The organism is Bordetella genomosp. 12, assembly GCF_002261355.1.
Lineage (GTDB): Bacteria > Pseudomonadota > Gammaproteobacteria > Burkholderiales > Burkholderiaceae_B > Bordetella.
Genome location: NZ_NEVU01000001.1, coordinates 521,735 through 537,906 on the forward strand (window position 1 = coordinate 521,735; position 16,172 = coordinate 537,906).

The 16,172-nt window shown below is 65.5% G+C and carries 17 protein-coding genes; 9 read left to right on the forward strand and 8 right to left on the reverse strand.

Annotation, left to right across the window (positions count from 1 at the left end):
• Position 1: 1 nt before the first annotated feature.
• From CAL22_RS02505 to CAL22_RS02540, 8 genes are all read right to left on the reverse strand, one after another.
• On the reverse strand, positions 2-622 hold the full coding sequence (locus CAL22_RS02505; RefSeq protein ID WP_244193762.1) for a fimbrial protein: 621 nt from the start codon (positions 620-622) through the stop codon (positions 2-4).
• A gap of 138 nt (positions 623-760) precedes the next feature.
• Positions 761-1,318: a fimbrial protein gene (locus CAL22_RS02510; protein WP_094810053.1), complete on the reverse strand. Its 558-nt coding sequence runs from the start codon at positions 1,316-1,318 to the stop codon at positions 761-763.
• Positions 1,319-1,556: 238 nt separating this feature from the next.
• Positions 1,557-2,516: a Nudix family hydrolase gene (locus tag CAL22_RS02515; RefSeq protein ID WP_094810055.1), complete on the reverse strand. Its 960-nt coding sequence runs from the start codon at positions 2,514-2,516 to the stop codon at positions 1,557-1,559.
• Positions 2,509-3,375 carry an ATP-binding protein gene (locus CAL22_RS02520; RefSeq protein WP_094810057.1) on the reverse strand — a complete coding sequence of 289 codons (867 nt, stop codon included), beginning with the start codon at positions 3,373-3,375 and terminating at the stop codon, positions 2,509-2,511. Before CAL22_RS02520 ends, CAL22_RS02515 begins: the two co-directional genes overlap by 8 nt.
• A 160-nt stretch (positions 3,376-3,535) precedes the next feature.
• Entirely contained in the window at positions 3,536-4,762 is a 1,227-nt protein-coding gene (gene argJ, locus CAL22_RS02525) for a bifunctional glutamate N-acetyltransferase/amino-acid acetyltransferase ArgJ (RefSeq protein WP_094810059.1), read from the reverse strand.
• A gap of 91 nt (positions 4,763-4,853) precedes the next feature.
• A complete protein-coding gene (locus CAL22_RS02530; protein WP_208621848.1) occupies positions 4,854-5,849 on the reverse strand; it encodes a hypothetical protein in 996 nt (331 codons plus the stop codon).
• Between the two features lie 69 nt (positions 5,850-5,918).
• Positions 5,919-6,404, reverse strand: a complete 486-nt coding sequence (locus CAL22_RS02535) for a MarR family winged helix-turn-helix transcriptional regulator (protein ID WP_094810063.1) — start codon at positions 6,402-6,404, stop codon at positions 5,919-5,921.
• 17 nt (positions 6,405-6,421) lie between these two features.
• A complete protein-coding gene (locus CAL22_RS02540; protein ID WP_094810065.1) occupies positions 6,422-7,306 on the reverse strand; it encodes an alpha/beta hydrolase in 885 nt (294 codons plus the stop codon).
• Between the two features lie 261 nt (positions 7,307-7,567).
• Between CAL22_RS02540 and CAL22_RS02545 the strand changes: the two genes are divergently transcribed.
• The 9 genes from CAL22_RS02545 to siaD all read left to right on the forward strand — a co-directional run bounded on the left by CAL22_RS02545 (position 7,568) and on the right by siaD (position 16,168).
• Positions 7,568-8,731 (forward strand): ABC transporter substrate-binding protein, encoded by a 1,164-nt coding sequence (locus CAL22_RS02545; RefSeq protein WP_094810067.1) that lies wholly within the window; start codon positions 7,568-7,570, stop codon positions 8,729-8,731.
• A 63-nt stretch (positions 8,732-8,794) separates the two neighbouring features.
• Positions 8,795-9,715: a branched-chain amino acid ABC transporter permease gene (locus CAL22_RS02550; RefSeq protein WP_094810069.1), complete on the forward strand. Its 921-nt coding sequence runs from the start codon at positions 8,795-8,797 to the stop codon at positions 9,713-9,715.
• Between the two features lie 2 nt (positions 9,716-9,717).
• Entirely contained in the window at positions 9,718-10,671 is a 954-nt protein-coding gene (locus tag CAL22_RS02555) for a branched-chain amino acid ABC transporter permease (RefSeq protein ID WP_094810071.1), read from the forward strand.
• Positions 10,668-11,453, forward strand: a complete 786-nt coding sequence (locus CAL22_RS02560; RefSeq protein ID WP_094810073.1) for an ABC transporter ATP-binding protein — start codon at positions 10,668-10,670, stop codon at positions 11,451-11,453. Before CAL22_RS02555 ends, CAL22_RS02560 begins: the two co-directional genes overlap by 4 nt.
• Positions 11,447-12,151: an ABC transporter ATP-binding protein gene (locus CAL22_RS02565; protein ID WP_094810075.1), complete on the forward strand. Its 705-nt coding sequence runs from the start codon at positions 11,447-11,449 to the stop codon at positions 12,149-12,151. The genes CAL22_RS02560 and CAL22_RS02565 overlap by 7 nt, the downstream gene beginning before the upstream one ends.
• Positions 12,152-12,404: 253 nt before the next feature.
• A complete protein-coding gene (gene siaA, locus CAL22_RS02570; RefSeq protein WP_208621853.1) occupies positions 12,405-14,393 on the forward strand; it encodes a biofilm regulation protein phosphatase SiaA in 1,989 nt (662 codons plus the stop codon).
• Between the two features lie 20 nt (positions 14,394-14,413).
• Positions 14,414-14,953: a biofilm regulation protein kinase SiaB gene (gene siaB / locus CAL22_RS02575; protein ID WP_094810077.1), complete on the forward strand. Its 540-nt coding sequence runs from the start codon at positions 14,414-14,416 to the stop codon at positions 14,951-14,953.
• 40 nt (positions 14,954-14,993) lie between these two features.
• Complete coding sequence (gene siaC / locus CAL22_RS02580) at positions 14,994-15,374, forward strand: biofilm regulation phosphoprotein SiaC (protein ID WP_094810079.1); 381 nt, start codon at positions 14,994-14,996, stop codon at positions 15,372-15,374.
• A complete protein-coding gene (siaD, locus tag CAL22_RS02585; RefSeq protein ID WP_432264285.1) occupies positions 15,371-16,168 on the forward strand; it encodes a biofilm regulation diguanylate cyclase SiaD in 798 nt (265 codons plus the stop codon). The genes siaC and siaD overlap by 4 nt, the downstream gene beginning before the upstream one ends.
• Positions 16,169-16,172 lie beyond the last annotated feature (4 nt).

A 16,172-nucleotide genomic window follows, 5' to 3' on the forward strand; every position in this document is an offset into this window, starting at 1 on the left:
TTCAGGGGTAGACCACGCTGTACTGCACATAGGTGAGCAGCTTGCCCGCATGCAGCGGGTTGGCGGTGGTGCGGATATAGCGCGCCAGATAGCGCAGGGTGGCGGTCTTGGTGACGTCGCCGGTCAACGGCACGCTGTGGGCGTTCTGCTCTTCGACGGACTGCCCCAGCTTGATGACGCTGCCGTTCATATTGATCAACTGGATCTGCACATTGTTGAACAGGATGGCCTGGCTGCGGTCGGGGATGCTGCTGGGGATGCCGGTGGGGAGCGCCTCGTTGTAGGCCATGAGATTGCCCGTGCCGTAATCGGTGGTGGCGCCGGGTTCGAAATAGGCCTTGACCGTGCCACTGAGCGAATCCGGGCAGTCGGAGATGCGAATGACGAAAGGCGTGGCGCCGGCCGTGCTGTTGATCTCCTTGAGCGCCATGGCGCCGATGCGGGGCAGCGTCACGACGAGGTCATGGGGCGGATCCTTGCTGTCGATCTTGCAGGTTTGGTCGGTGATTTCGCCCGTGATGGTGACGGTGCCATTGACCGCCTGAGCGTGCGGCGTCAGGCAGGCGGCCGCGATCAGCCAGACGCCGCGCGCCCACCGCCGGGTTGCGGATGACGGATTCAAGAATATTCCTTATATCGATCAGCGGCCTATTTCAGCGCAGTGCGGCTTCGGAAGGCGCTGAGCCGGCTGTCATCCCTGGCTGGGCGGCAGCAGGGCGCCGCCCGCAAAATCGGATGACTGGCTGGGCGCGGTGCCGCTTCAGGGATAGACGATGGAATACTGGACGTAGCTCACCAGCTTGCCGGCACTGATGGCGTTGCTGCCGGTCTTGATGTAGCGCGCCAGATAACGCAGCGTGGCCTTGTTGTTGGTGACCGTGGTTTCTTGCGAACCCTGGGTGACGCTGGGTTCGCCGACTTTGATGCTGCCGCCGCTCGGATTGGCCAACTGGATCTGAACACTGCTGAAGACGGTCGCGCCTGTGCGATCGGGGATGCTGGATACCGCATTGGTTTTGGCGCTTTGTTCTGTGTAGGCGACGAGATTTCCCGTTCCGTAATCGGTTGTCGAACCCGACTCGAAAAAGGCTTTTACTTTCTGGTTATTCACAGTCTGCGGGCAGTCGGTGAGCTGAATGACGAAAGGCGTCGCACCCGCGGTGTCGTTGACGTTCTTGAGGGCTTTGGCGCCGATCTTGGGCAGGTTGACGACCAGGTTGTGCGGCGGATCTGCGTTGTTGATCTTGCAGGTCTGGTCAGTGATCTCGCCATTGATGGTGATGGTGCCATCGACCGCCCGTGCGGGGGTGGGCATCATGCCGGCAATCGCCAGCGAGGCGGCGACGAGCTTTACGCACTCAATTGCGGATTGCGGATTGCGGATTGCGGATTGCGGATTGCGGATTGCGGATTGCGGATTGCATGGTCTTTCATGGCTTGTTTTCCCGGTTGCGGCAAGCCAGTGTGCGCGCCGCGGGGCTCGGAAACAGCGGAAGAGCGCCGCTGAATCCATGACCTCAGGCGAGGCCGCCCCGCGCCGAATCGGACGCGATCCGTCAGGCGAGCAAGCCGCGGATGCCGGCCACCCCGTGCGCGCCATGGCCTTGCGCCTGGGCCAGCGTCGCCAGTGACTGCCCGCCCAGCGCAAAGACGGGCAGGCCGGCATCGCGGTTGGCGGCTTCAAAACCGGCCCACCCCAGCGGCGTCTGCCCCGGGTGGCTGGGGGTATCGGCTACCGGGCCAAGCACGGCAAAGTCCGCGCCCAGTGCGCGCGCATGCACGATGTCGGCCTGGTTATGCGCCGACACGCCAACCAGGTGCCCATCGGGCAACGGCGGGCGGCTTTGCAGGGCCGCGGCATCGCCGGCGCGCAGGTGCACGCCGTCGGCTTCGCTCCACCATTGGTGTGGATGCAGGCTGTTGACCAGCAGGCGTGCGCCGGCCTGGCGGCAGCGTTGCAGCGTGGCCTCGAAGCCGGCGCGCGAGGCGGCCGGCCCGCCTGGCCAGGCGGGCTCGCGCCATTGCACCAGTTTCAGGCCCGCGGCCAGGGCACGTTCGAGCCGCTGCAGGAAAGCGGGCAGGGCGTCGGCCGAGCCGACCGCGCTGATGGCGTAGGTCTGCGGCAATTGCAGCCAGCGCAGGGGAGGCAAGGTGGCGGGCAGCAGTTCGCCGACCTGGCCGGCCTGCCGGGGGTCTACCCAGGCCAGACGCTGGTTCTCCAGGCCGCGCGGCTCGCCAGTCCATCCGGTGACGAAGCAGAACGCCAGCCGCACCGTGGTGTGCGGATAGGCATGGACGTAGCAGACCCAGCGGCGCGATTCGGTCACGGTGATGCCGAGTTCTTCCTGCAGTTCGCGCGCCAGGGCCTGTAGCACGGTCTCGCCCGGCTCCAGCTTGCCGCCGGGCAGCTCCCACCAGCCGGCCCAGGGCTTGCCCTCGGGACGCTGCCCCAGCAACAATTGGCCGTCGGGCCGCAGGATCAGGCCGGCGGCGACGTCGATGATCGGCTCAGGCATGACGGGCCGCCCAGTCGCGCGCGAATTGGTGGGCCACGCGTCCGGAGCGCGAGCCGCGCTCCAGCGCCCATTGCAAGGCTTCGGCGCGCGAGGCCTCGATCTGGTCGGCGGGGCAGTTCAGTTCGCGCAGCCAGTGATGCACGATGTCCAGGTAGTCGTCCTGTTTGAAGGGATAGAACGACAGCCACAGGCCGAAGCGCTCGGACAGGGAGATCTTCTCTTCGACGGTCTCGCCCGGGTGGATTTCGCCATCGGCCTGATGCTTGGCCTGCAGGTTCTCGCTCATGTACTCGGGCATGAGGTGGCGGCGGTTGGAAGTGGCGTAGATGAGCAGGTTGTCGCCGCCGGCCGCCACCGAACCGTCGAGCACCGATTTCAGGGCCTTGTAGCCGGCCTCGCCCTCTTCGAAGGACAGATCGTCGCAGAACACGATGAAGCGCTCCGGGCGGCCCGCCACCAGTTCGACGATATCGGGCAGGTCGCCCAGGTCGCTCTTGTCGACTTCGATCAGGCGCAGGCCGCGTTCGCCATAGGAGGCCAGCATGGCCTTGACCAGCGAGCTCTTGCCCGTGCCGCGCGCGCCTGTCATCAGCACGTTGTTGGCGGGTTTGGCGGCGAGGAACTGGCGCGTGTTGCGGTCGATGATGTCTTTCTGCCGCTCGATATGCTGCAGGTCGTCTTGCTGGATGCGCGCGACATGGCGCACGGCATCGAGCCAGCCGCGCGAGCCGCGCTTGCGCCAGCGAAAAGCGTGGGCGCTCCAGTCGATGTCGGGCGGGGCGGGCGGCAGCCAGGCCTCCATCTGCGCAAGCACGCGCTCGGCGCGGGCGATCAATTGAGTGAAATCGGTTGCGGTCACGGTGTTTCCTAGAAGGGCAGCGGGGGTGCTGGTCGACAGCACCGTCTGGTGAGGACGCCGGCGCCGGCCAGGAGGTTGCATAGGACGCGACGGCGAGCGGGCGCCGCAGGGGTGGCGCGGCGCGCGCGGGACGGGCAGGGCGCCCGTCCGCTGAGACGAATCAGGAGCGATAGTCGGCGTTGATGCTGACGTACTCGTGCGAGAAGTCGCAGGTGTAGACCGTGTCGCTGGTCTGGCCTCGGCCCAGCGAGATGCGCACCAGAATCTCGGCCTGCTTCATGATGCGCTGGCCGTCTTCTTCGCGATACTCGGGGTTGCGGCCGCCGTCCTTGGCCACCAGCACGTCGTCGAGCCAGAGCTGGATCTTGCTGGCGTCCAGGTCGTCGATGCCGGCATAGCCGATCGCCGCCAGAATGCGGCCCAGGTTGGGATCGGAGGCGTAGAAGGCCGTCTTGACCAGCGGCGAGTGCGCCACCGCATAGGCCACCTTCAGGGCTTCGTCGGTATTGCCGGCGGCCTCGACGCGGATGGTCATGAATTTGGTGGCGCCTTCCGCGTCGCGCACGATCTTCTGCGCCAGATCCGCAGCGGCCTCGGCCAGGGCCTGGCGCAGCGCGGCATAGTCGGCATCGCTGGCGGCGTTGACCTGCAGGCCGGACTGACCCGTGGCCACCACGATGAAGGAATCGTTGGTGGAGGTGTCGCCGTCGATGGTGATGCGGTTGAACGACTGGTTGGCCAGCTCCAGCGCCAGCGTGTCGAGCAGCGGCTGGGCGATGCCCGCGTCGGTGGCCAGGAAGCTGAGCATGGTCGCCATGTTCGGGCGGATCATGCCCGCGCCCTTGCTGATGCCGGTGATGGTGACGGTCTTGCCGCCGATCTGCGCGCGGCGCGAGTAGATCTTGGGCAGCGTGTCGGTCGTCATGATGCCGTGGGCGGCATTGAACCATTCGTTGCCGCCCAGCGCGGCCACGGCCTTGGGCAGCCCGGCCAGCAGGCGGTCCATCGGCAGCGGCTCGAGGATGACGCCGGTCGAGAAGGGCAGGACCTGCTCGGCGGGCACGCCTAGCAGCTTGCCCAGTTCGGCGCAGGTGTCGGTGGCGTTCTTGAGGCCGGGCTCACCCGTGCCGGCATTGGCATTGCCCGTGTTGATGACCAGGGCCCGGATGGGGCCGCCCTTGGCCAGGTGGGCCTTGCTGACCTGCACCGGAGCGGCACAGAAGCGATTGCGCGTGAACACGCCGGCCACGGTGGCGCCGGCCGCCAGGCGCATGACGGTCAGGTCGCGGCGGTTGGCCTTGCGGATGCCGGCCTCGGTCACGCCGATTTCGACACCGGCGACGGGAAAGATTTCGGATTCGGAAGGAATCTGGAGATTAACGGCCATGGGTACGTCTCGCTGGGCTGGGCAGTTATGGCCGCCGGGAAGCGGCGGCGGGCAAAGTCATTATTATCCCATCGCTGGCGGATGGGGGCGGTCAGGGGCCGACGCGCATGCTGGCGACATCCAGCACGCCGGCGGCGCGATTGTCCAGGACGGCGCGCACGGTGCCGTCGGGCGCCTGCAGCACCGATTTGCCGGCGGCGATCTCAGTGCCGCCCGCGCGGTGCGCGCTGCGCCCGCGCGAGGGCGAAAACAGCAGGTCGCCGGGCTGCATGCCGGGGACTTTGTCGCCGGCCCGCGTGACGCGGGTGCCGGCCGGATACGTCACATCGCCCAGGGCCGATTCATGCGCCAGCAGCCCTTCGAAACCGAGGCGTTGATGATCCGGGGCCAGCCGCACATCGGCCTTGAGCAGATCCAGGCCGTCCAGGCGGAAGGCCTCACTGCCGTCGGTGCGCAGCAGCCAGCCTTGCGGGATGGCCTGCAGCCAGGTGCCGGTGGGCAGCTTGTGGCCGTCGAGTTGATTGCCCGCGGCCAGGTGGCAGCTGGCAAAGCGCGGCTGACCCTGTTCGAGGCGGAACTCGGCCTGGTGGCCCCGGCTGCAGGTCCAGCCGGAGACCGGCTCGTCGCCCGCCAGGCTCAGCGACCAGGCGTTGGCGGCGCCGTCGGCATCGAAGTGCCGTACGAGACGGGCCGTTCTGACGCCCGCCACGAGGGTGGGCGCGGGGAAGCTCGCCTGGTCGAAGCTGTCAGGCTCGCCGGCGGTGCGCAGGCGCAGCTGCGTGCCGGCCGGCATGGACACGCCCGCCAGCTCGCGGGCGTGATCCAGGACGCTGCGGCGCGCGGCTTCGGCCCGCGCCACGCGCTGGCTTTCGACCCAGTCGCTCAGTTGTTGGCAGGGAAAGATGGCGCCCACGCCGGCGAGCAGCGCCACCAGCAGGGTGGCCAGACGTCGATGGTCGGCCAGCCAGAGGCGCGCATCGCGGCTGCGCACCAGCGTGGCGCCCCAGGTGAGCAGCGTTGCCAGACAGACCAGGGACAGCGCCATGGTCACATAGAAATTGCCGCCAGGAAGAGATACCGGAATCATGCCGGGCATTATGCGCTTTTTTGGCCGGCATCCGGCCGTCCCCGCCCCGCCTCGGGCCCCCCGGCCGCGCTAGGGTTGCCCCTGCCGCGCCACGACCTGCAGTTTGAGTTCGCCCAGCGCTTTGTACAGCGCATTGCGGCTGGCGTCGGGCAGATCGCCGAACATGGCCTTGACCCAGGTTTCATGGGCGCGGGCCATGCGCGCGAAGACGCGCTTGCCCTGGGGCGTGAGTTTGAGCAAAGAGCTGCGCCGATCCGATTCGACCTTGGTGCGCACGACCAGCCCTTCTTTCTCGAGCTGGTCGGTGATGCCGGTGATATTGCCGTTGGTCACCATCATATGGCGCGACAGTTCGCCCATTTTCATGCCTTTGGGCGCGCGCTGCAGCTGCGCCATCAGGTCGAAGCGGGGCAGGGTGGTGTCGAACTCGGTGCGCAGGCGGCTGCGTATTTCGGATTCGATCAGGTTGCAGCAGGTCAGCATGCGCAGCCACAGCCGCAGGTCATGATGGTCTTCCGGCGCGGCGCGGCTTTCCAGATCGGGCGAGTCGGTCATGAGGATCTCGGCGGAGGTCAGGGGGCGGCCGGCCCGGCAGGCAGGCCCATTTGTTCGAGAATGGCGCGGGTATGCGGTGCGTGCGCGTCATTGAGCTTGAGCACCAGGTCGAAGTGATTGCTGTCGGGCACGTCGACCTGGTGTGCGGCGCGGCCCGCCGCCTGCCATTGTGCGAGATAGTCGCGGCTCTGGCGCTTGAACTCGTCGGTTTCGGATTCGCCGTAAGCGATGATTAAGGCTGCGCTGCCGGCGTCCAGCGGCAGCAGCGCCGGGCTGTTGCGCTCGGCGTCGGCCTGCGAGAGATTCATCCAGGCATTGATGTGGGTGTGGATGAGCGGGCGTAGATCGTACAGGCCGGACAGCGCGCAGGCGCCCCGGATGACGTTTTCCGGTACGCCGTGGCTGGCGTGCCAGCCAGCCGCCAGCAGCATACCCACCAGATGGCCGCCCGCCGAGCTGCCGCAGACATGAATGCGGGCGGGGTCGCCGCCGTGGCGGGCGATATGGGCATGAACCCAGGCCAGGGCGCGGCGCGTCTGGTCCACGATGCGGTCCAGCGTGACGGCGGGCGCCAACGAGTAGTTCATGACGACCACGGTGGCGCCTGCTGCCGTGAAAGCCGGCGCCATGTTGCAGGAATCGTCCTTGGATAGCGCGCGCCAGTAGCCGCCGTGGATGAAGAAAAATACCGGCGCATCGGCGTGCGCGGTCGGGAAGATGTCCAGGGTTTCGTCGGCGTGCGGGCCGTAGGCGATATCCGCCAGACAGGGCAGCGTCTGGCGGGCCCGGCGGCTGTCGTCGGTGTATTGCTTGAGTATCGCCTGGATGTCGGGTACTGTCGCGCGTGCGTTGTACTGCACGTCCAACGCGCTGCGGTCGTAGTTGCGGTAGAGCATGGTCATCGGCGCTTGCACCTGGCGTAAAACAGCGAGCCTAGAAGAAAAACGAATCTGCTGAGTCTTGGGGCAAACCCTAGACTTGTTTTGTCGAATACTTTAAACCTAAACTATGCGGGATGCCAGTTTTTCTCCGGGATTGCCGCCCGGAGAGCCGCCCCGGGGGATCACGTCGTGGCGTCGCGGGCATTGCCGCAGCACTCGCCAAATCATTCGAACGCCGCAATAACAATATCTCTGCCGCGCTCAAGCGCAAGGAGCTCCACCATGCGTTTTCTCCCCTCTCTTCTGGCCGCCGCCGTGCTGGTGCCCGCCCTGGCTTCGGCCGACACCATCAAGGTCGGCATCGCCAACGATATCTCCGGTCCGTTCGCGGCGCTGGGCGCCGAGGCCCGCGATGGCTTCAATCTGGCCATCAAGCAGCTCGGCGGCAAGCTGGGCGGACAGCAGGCCGAGTTCGTGCAGACCGACATGGGCGGCAACCCCGACCAGGCCCGCCAACTCGTCACGCGTTATCTGCAGCGCGACAAGATCGATTTCTTCACCGGCCCGATCGGCTCGAATGTGGCGCTGGCCGTGGGCCCGGCCCTGTTTGCCGCCAAGGTCCCCTATCTGTCGAACAATCCTGGCCCCAGCCAGTTCGCGGGCGCTCAGTGCAACCGCTATTGGTTCGGGCTGTCGTATCAGAACGATGCCTTCCATGAAGCCGCAGGCAAAGTGGCCGCCGATCGCGGCTACAAGAAAGTGTTCATCATGGCGCCGGACTATCCGGCCGGCAAGGATGCGCTGACCGGCTTCAAGCGCGGCTACAAGACCGCCGTGGGCGAAGAGCTCTATACCAAGCTCGGCCAGCTGGACTATGCCGCGGAAATCGCGCAGATCCGCGCGGCCAAGCCGGATGCCGTCTATATCTTCCTGCCCGGCGGCATGGGGATCAACTTCGTCAAGCAATTCGTCTCGTCGGGTCTGGCGCAGGGCACCGCGCTGATCGGTCCGGGCTTTTCGGCCGATGAGGACGTGATCCAGGCCGTGGGCGAGCCCATGCTCGGCATGTACAACACCGCGCAATGGGCCCATGACCTCGACAACCCGCAGAACAAGCAGTTCGTCGATGCCTTCCGCAAGGAGTACAACGGCCGCTATCCGTCGGTGTATGCCGCCCAGGCCTATGACGTCATCATGGCGATCGACGCGGCGGTCAAACAATCGGGGGGCAAGGCCAGCGACCGCGATGCCGTCGTCGCCGCCTTGCAGAAAGCGGATTTCCCCTCGGTGCGCGGTCCCTTCACCTACGGCAAGAACCACTATCCCATCCAGTCCTATTACGTGCGCGTCGTGGACAAGGATGGCAATGGCCGCATCACCAACAAGCTCGTGGGCAAGGTGTTCGACAAGTACCAGGACGTCTACGTCGGCGAGTGCAAGCTGTAATCCCATCGCGGGGATGAGAGCGGGCGGCGCGGCTGCCGCCCGCGGCACACGGGGAAAAGGTTCATGACGTTCACGCTGGTCGTCGAGCAATTGCTCAATGGTCTCCAGTTCGGGTTGATGTTGTTTTTGATCGCGGCGGGCTTGACGCTGGTGTTCGGGATCATGGATATCATGAATCTCGCACATGGCTCGCTTTACATGGCAGGCGCCTATGTCGCGGCCGAGACCATGCAACGCACGGGTTCTTTTACCGCCGCCGTGATCGTGGCGGCTCTTGCCACCGGTCTGGTCGGCGCGTTGCTGGAGCTGGTGCTCATACGCCGGCTCGCGGTGCGCGATCACCTGGCCCAGGTGCTGGGCAGTTATGCGGTCATCCTGATCGCCAATGATCTGGTCAAAATGATCTGGGGTCCGGCGCCGATGATGCTCAACATGCCCGCGGCCCTGTCGGGCCCGGTGCGCCTGCTGCCTGATCTGCTCTATCCGGCCTACCGCTTGATGATCATTATCTTCGGCCTGGCCGCGGCGGCCGGCCTGTATTGGTTCGTCACCCGCACCCGCGCCGGGGTGCTGGTGCGCGCCGGCGCGTCGAACCGGCAGATGGCCACGCTCATGGGCGTGCGCGTGCCGGTGCTGTTTCTGGGCGTGTTCACGCTCGGGGCCATGCTGGCTGCCGTGGCGGGCGCGCTGCTCGGGCCGGTGACCGCCGTGCAGATCGGTATGGGCGAAGAAATCCTCATCCTCGTGCTGGTGTGCATCGTCATCGGCGGTATAGGGTCCATACGTGGCGCCTTTGTCGGCGCTTTGCTGGTCGGCATGGTGGATACCGCTGGCCGGGCGTTTCTGCCCATGTTGTTGCGACAGGTGTTTTCGCCCGCCGTGGCATCCAGTGTCGGCCCGACGCTGGCGGCCATTCTGATTTATGTCCTGATGGCGGCCATTCTGGTCTTTCGCCCATCGGGCCTGTTTCCGGCGCGGGGCTGAGCATGAACAAAAGCCTGTGGTGCAGTGTCTTGCTATTGGCCGCGCTGGTGATCTTTCCGCTGGTCGCCCCGGCCGTGGGCCTGGATTTCTACATTTCTTTCTTGCGCCGCGTGATGATTTACGCGCTGGCGGCAACCAGCCTGAATCTGGTGTTGGGCTATGGCGGCATGGTGGCGCTGGGGCACGCGGCCTTCTTCGGCGCGGGGGCTTATGCCGTCGGCATGCTCGGGGCGGCGGGCGTGATGCCCGCGCTCATCGTGTGGCCGGCGGCCATGTTGCTGGCCGGCGTGCTGGCCTGGGTGATCGGCGCCATTTCGCTGCGCACGCGGGGCGTGTACTTCATCATGATCACGCTGGCCTTCGCGCAGATGGTGTATTACCTCTTCATTTCCCTGCGGCAGTACGGCGGCGATGACGGTCTGAATCTGAATGGCTATTCCACACTGCCCGGCCTGGATCTGAGCAATGACGTCGTGTTCTATTACGTCGTGCTGGCCATCCTGGTGCTGGTGATGCTGGGCTTCAATCGGCTGGTCGCCTCGCGCTATGGCGCGGCCCTGCAGGGCGTGCGCGAGAACGAAGGCCGCATGGAAGCCCTGGGCTATCCCGTCTATCGCATCAAGCTCAACGCCTTTGTCCTGAGCGGCGCGGCGGCGGGGCTGGCCGGCGCATTGCTGGCCAACCACAATCTGTTCATCTCTCCCAGCCTGATGCACTGGACCCAGTCGGCCAATCTGCTCATCATGGTGCTGGTCGGCGGGATCGGCCTGCGCTATGGCGGAGTGGCCGGTGCGACCGTGATGCTGGTGCTCGAAGAAGTGCTGCGTCAATGGACAGAGTATTGGCACCTGCCCTTGGGTTTGTTGCTGCTGGCCGTGGTGCTGGGCGCGCCGCGCGGGCTGGCCGGCCTGGTCGCGCCGTGGTTCGCCAGCCGTTCTTCGAAGGTTCAACCATGACCGTGCAGACGACTGCGGCGCTGCGCGCCACCGGTCTGGTGCGGCGCTTCGGCGCCTTGCTGGCCACCGACAATGTCAGCCTGGAGTTGGCGCCCGGCGAGATCCATGCGCTGATTGGCCCGAACGGCGCGGGCAAATCCACGCTCATCCATTTGTTGTCCGGCACGCTGGCCGCCGACGCCGGCCGCCTGACGGTGGGCGAGAAGGACGTCACCGCGTTGTCGGCGCATGAGCGCGTGGCCAGCGGCCTGTCACGCTCCTACCAGATCACCAATATTTTCCGCGGTTTCACGGTGCGCCAGAATCTGCTTTTGGCCGTGCAGGCGCATGCCGGCAGCAGTTTCCGTTTCTGGCGGCCGCGCGACGCGGAGGCCGCCTTGCACGAGGCCGCCCGCGAGCTGGCCCGGCAGTGCGCCATCGACGCGGCGTTGATGGAGCGTCAGGCCGGCACCTTGCCGCACGGTGAGCAGCGCAAGCTGGAGTTCGCCCTGGCCCTGGCTGCCAAGCCCAGTGTTTTGCTGCTGGACGAGCCCATGGCCGGTATGGGGCCGGACGAAACCCTGCGCCTGACCGAGTTGATCGAGTCCTTGCGCGGGCAGGCCGCCATGCTCTTGGTCGAACATGATATGCAGGCCGTGTTCCGCCTGGCCGACCGGATCTCGGTGCTGGTGTATGGGCGGATCATCGCCACGGGCACGCCTGACGAGATCCGCGCCAATCCCGAGGTACGCCAGGCCTATCTGGGGGACGAGGGCGAACACGCGCAGGAGAAGACATGCTGAGCATCAAGCAAGTCGCCAGTGGTTATGGCGCCAGCCAGGTCCTGTTCGGCGTGGATCTGCACATAGGCGCCGGGCAGGTCGTGACCTTGCTGGGCCGCAACGGCATGGGCAAAACGACCTTGCTGCGCACGCTCTTTGGGCAATTGCCCTTGCGGGCCGGCACGATCGAGTTCGCCGGCAACCAGGTGGGCGGCTGGAGTCCGGATCGCATCGCGCGCCGCGGTCTGGCGCTGGTGCCGGAGGGCCGGCAATGTTTTCCCAACCTCACGGTGCGCGAGCATCTCACGGCGTTTGTGGCGCACCGCAACCCGGATATCGCGCAGCCCTGGACGCCGGAGCGCGTCTTCGAGCTGTTTCCGCGCCTGGGCGAGCGGGCGGCCAACATGGGCAATCAATTGTCCGGCGGTGAGCAGCAGATGTTGGCCATTGGCCGTGCGTTGGTGACCAATCCCCGCCTGCTGATCCTGGACGAAGCCACCGAAGGGTTGGCCCCGAAGATTCGCGAGGAAATCTGGCAATGCCTGGCACGCTTGCGCGCGGCCGGGCAGACCATTCTGGTGATCGACAAGTATGTGGAGCGCCTGTTGGCGCTGGCCGACCGCCATGTGATCCTCGAGCGCGGCCGCGTGGTCTGGACCGGCGATTCTGCCGCGCTGGATGCGGACCGGGGGCTGTGGGAGCGCTATCTGGGCGTGTAGCCGCCCGCCGGTACGGGCGTTTTATTTTGATATTTAACGTTATAAACATCGTCTTTTGCCGATATTTATGCAATAAGTCGATATAGTTCAGCGTTATTGTGTTCGCATGTTTCCATCCCCCGCCGGGCCATCTACACTAGCGGCGCCTTTGGCGGCGTGGGGAAACTGCGCCGACCAAGCGCGGGTGGGGAGATAGGCAGGCCCGGCCGACGGTCCCCGCCGTGGCAGTTCGTGGTGGCCGCTCGGAGAATGTATGGCGAAGTGGGGTTTGCGCAAGAAGTCCTTCATGGCGTTACTGCTGGCGTGCATCGTCATGCTCGCGCCGGCCATTCTGATCGCCTGGTTCGTGTTCGACGGCGTGCGGGATCATTTCGGCCGCGCCTTCGCCGAGAACTTCACGCAGTTGAGCCGCCAGCGCATTCTGGCGCCCGTCTCGCGCGAGATGGCGCTGTCGATGCGTCTGGCCAATAGCGAAGTGACACGACGCTGGCTGCGCAATGAAAACGATCCGGCAGCACGCGAGCTGTTCTTCCGCGAGGCGGAGGGTTACCGGCATGACTTCATGGGCCATGCCTATTTCATCGCCAGCGCCGACAGCGGCAATTATTACTACAGCGATGCCGCCGGGCAATCCGACGCGCCCCGCTACACCCTGAGCCGCGACGCGCCGGACGATGGCTGGTTCTATGCCTCGCTGAAGTCGCCCGACAGCTACAACATCAACGTCAATCCGGATCTCAAGATCAAGACCACCAAGGTCTGGATCAACGTACAGATCCGCGATGGCGATCGGGTTCTGGGCCTGAGCGGCGCCGGCCTGGATGTGGGCGGCTTTCTGCGTGAATTCGTCGACAGCGGCCGTGCCGGCGTCACGCCGGTCATCATCGATGAGCAGGGCGCCATCCAGGCATACAAGGACGCCACGCGCATTGCCTATAACTCCGGGGCGCAGGGGCAGGCCAAGGAGCACGGCCAGGTGTTCAGCCTGCTGGATGCCGGCGACAGCCGCGGCAATCTCGAGGCGGCGATGCGCCAGGCCAAGGAGGATCCCAATGGCGTGGCCATGACCTGGGCCACGATAGACGGCGCCCGCCAGCTCGTGGCGGTGGCCTATATGCCTGAACTGCGCTGGCATGCGGTCACCTTGGTGGATTTCGGCGCGGCGCGGGTGGTCGATCCGGGCTGGCTGTGGCCGGGGGTCATCGGCTTGGCCTTGTTGTTCATCGCCCTGGTGCTGTGCTTTGGTTTTGCGATCGAGCGCCTCATGCTGCGGCCGCTGCATCGCTTGCAGTTGTCGGCCCGCGCCATCGCCGATGGCAGTTATGAGGTGAGCCTGCCGCCGGGCGGCCAGGACGAGATCGGCGATCTGAGCCGGGCTTTTGGCGTGATGGCCGAGAAGGTGCGCAAGCACACCGCCGAGCTGGAGAGCAAGGTGCGCGAGCGGACCTCCGAACTGGAGTCGGCCAACCGCGAAATGGCCGCGGCCCGCCAGAAGATCGACGCTTCGATCGATTACGCCAGCCTGATCCAGCGCGCCATCCTGCCTGATCGCCAAATGACCCAGTCGCTGGGCGCACATCATTTCGTGCTCTGGAAACCGCGCGATGTGGTGGGCGGCGATTTCTACGTCTTTCGCTCCGACGGCGCGAACTGCCTGCTGGGCATCATGGATTGCGCCGGCCACGGCGTGCCGGGCGCACTGATGACCATGCTGGCGCGCGCGGCCATCGACCTGGCCGTCAGCGAGGCCGGCCCGCGTGACCCGGCCGCCATTCTCCGCCGCACCGACCATGCCATCCGCGCCATGCTGGCCGATGCGCAACTGCCGCGGGCGCTGGCAACCAATACCGATGCCGGACTGGTTTATATTGACCGGGATAAGCGCCGTCTGATCTATGCGGGCGCCAAGATTTCGCTGTACGCCAGCAACGGCGAGGATGCGCACGAAGTCCATGGCGCGCGCCGGGCGCTGGGTGACAAGCGCATGGGAGAGTACGAGAACATCGAACTGCCGCTGCAGTCGGGCTGGACGTATTACCTGGTGACCGATGGTTTCCTGGATCAGGCCGGAGGCGAGTTCGGCTTCGGGTTTGGCAACACCCGTTTCGCGGCCATGCTCAAACGCCATGCGCGCCGCTCGATGGACGAGCAGGCGCAGGCGTTTTCCCAGGTACTGGCCGAGTACCAGGGTGAGCTGCCGCAGCGAGACGACATTACTTTGCTGTCCTTCCGTTTCGATTGAATTTCTTCTTGGGGTAATGCATGAACGCTGCCGATCTCTATGCGCTGGGCGAGCGGTTCGACCAGAACCGCGTGCTCCTGTGCTTCAACGGCCCGATCTCGCGCAGTTTGATCGAAGAAATCGGCAATGCGCTCAAGAACTACCTCAGCGCCGAGCATGCGCGGCCGGCCGAGGCCATGGACGTGTTTTCGGTCTACATCGAAATGGTCCAGAACATCCGCCAGTACGCGGCGGCCAATGATGCCGCCGAGGCGCGCGCCACCGTGGTCATCGGGCGCGGCGGTGAAAACCGCTATGAGGTGTCGGCGGGCAATCTCGTGAAATCGGCGCATGGGCAGGTGCTGGTGCACCGCATCGCCGAACTGGCCACGCTGGACAAGGTGGCCTTGAAAGCCGCTTACAAGGCGCAGTTGCACAAGCCGCGCGACCCCGGCGCGGCCAGTGGCGCGGGCCTGGGTCTGATCGATATCGCACGGCGCGCGGGCGCGCCGCTGCGGGCCAGTCTCAGCCCCAGCGCGCAGCCTGGCTGGGATTTCTTCAGTCTCAGCGTGGAGATCTGAGGCCATGCAAGCGCCCATGCAAGCAATTTTGGAGCGATCTATGAGTAGTGACTTGAATATTGCCGGGACGCAGTCCACGCCAGCGATTCGCACGGACCGCGGCGCAGGCCTGCTGGTCATGGCCGGCGACTCCTATCCGGAGAACTCTTTCGAACTGTTCGGGCCCGTGATCGAGTGGGTGGAAGCCTTTCTGGCCGATGGCAGCCAGGCGCTGCGCCTGGAGCTGGAGCTGCTGTATCTCAACACCAGCAGCATCAAGGCGATCATGGATATTTTCGACATCCTGGAGTCCTTCCACCAGAAAGGCCAGGAGGTGGCCGTGACCTGGTACTACGACATGCGCAACGAGCGGGTGGGCGAGCTGGCCGAAGAATTCAAGGAAGACTGCACGTTTCCCTTCTCTGTCATCGGGCGGTCGTGATGGCCGCCAAGTCCGACCTGGACCGGCAGATTGCCGATTTGTTGGCGGACCCGGCCCATGAGGGCCATCCCTTGCGCGCGGCGCTGGAGACGCTCTGGAAACAGGCCAACGAGCATATGGCCCGGATCGAACGGGTCACGCAGATCTCCGATGCCTATCAGTCCATGGCCTTGCACCGCGAGCAGGGACTGTACGAACGTTTTGACCGCCAGCTGCAAAGGCTGGCCCGGATCGCACGCATCTCCGATCACTATCAGAGCATGATGCGGGACCTGAATCACACGCTGGAGGAAACCTCCCGGCGCGATCCCCTGACCGGCTTGCTCAACCGCCGTGCGCTGATGGACATCGTCCGTCAGGCCGTGGCGCGCTCCGATGCCAGCGGCAGGACCTTCGTGGTCGCCATGATGGACGTGGACCACTTCAAGTCGGTCAATGACCGTCATGGCCATGAGACGGGTGACCGGGTGCTGGTGGAGTTGGCCGGCGTGCTGCAGCAGAGCATGCGGGGGAGTGACCATTGCGGGCGTTGGGGGGGCGAGGAGTTCCTTCTGCTGCTACCGGACACGGATTTGTCCGCCGCCCAGCTGGCCATGGATCGTGTGGTCGGCGCGGTTCGCGGCCTGTCCATCGGCGTGGGCGGCGACGTCCTGCGTTTGACGGTCAGTGTCGGCATGGCCGACCACCAGATGGGCGAAAGCCTGTCCGAAACACTCAGCCGGGCCGATCAGGCGCTCTATCTGGCCAAACACGACGGCCGCGACCGGGTCGCACTGACCGGCGCCAAGCGCTGACGTT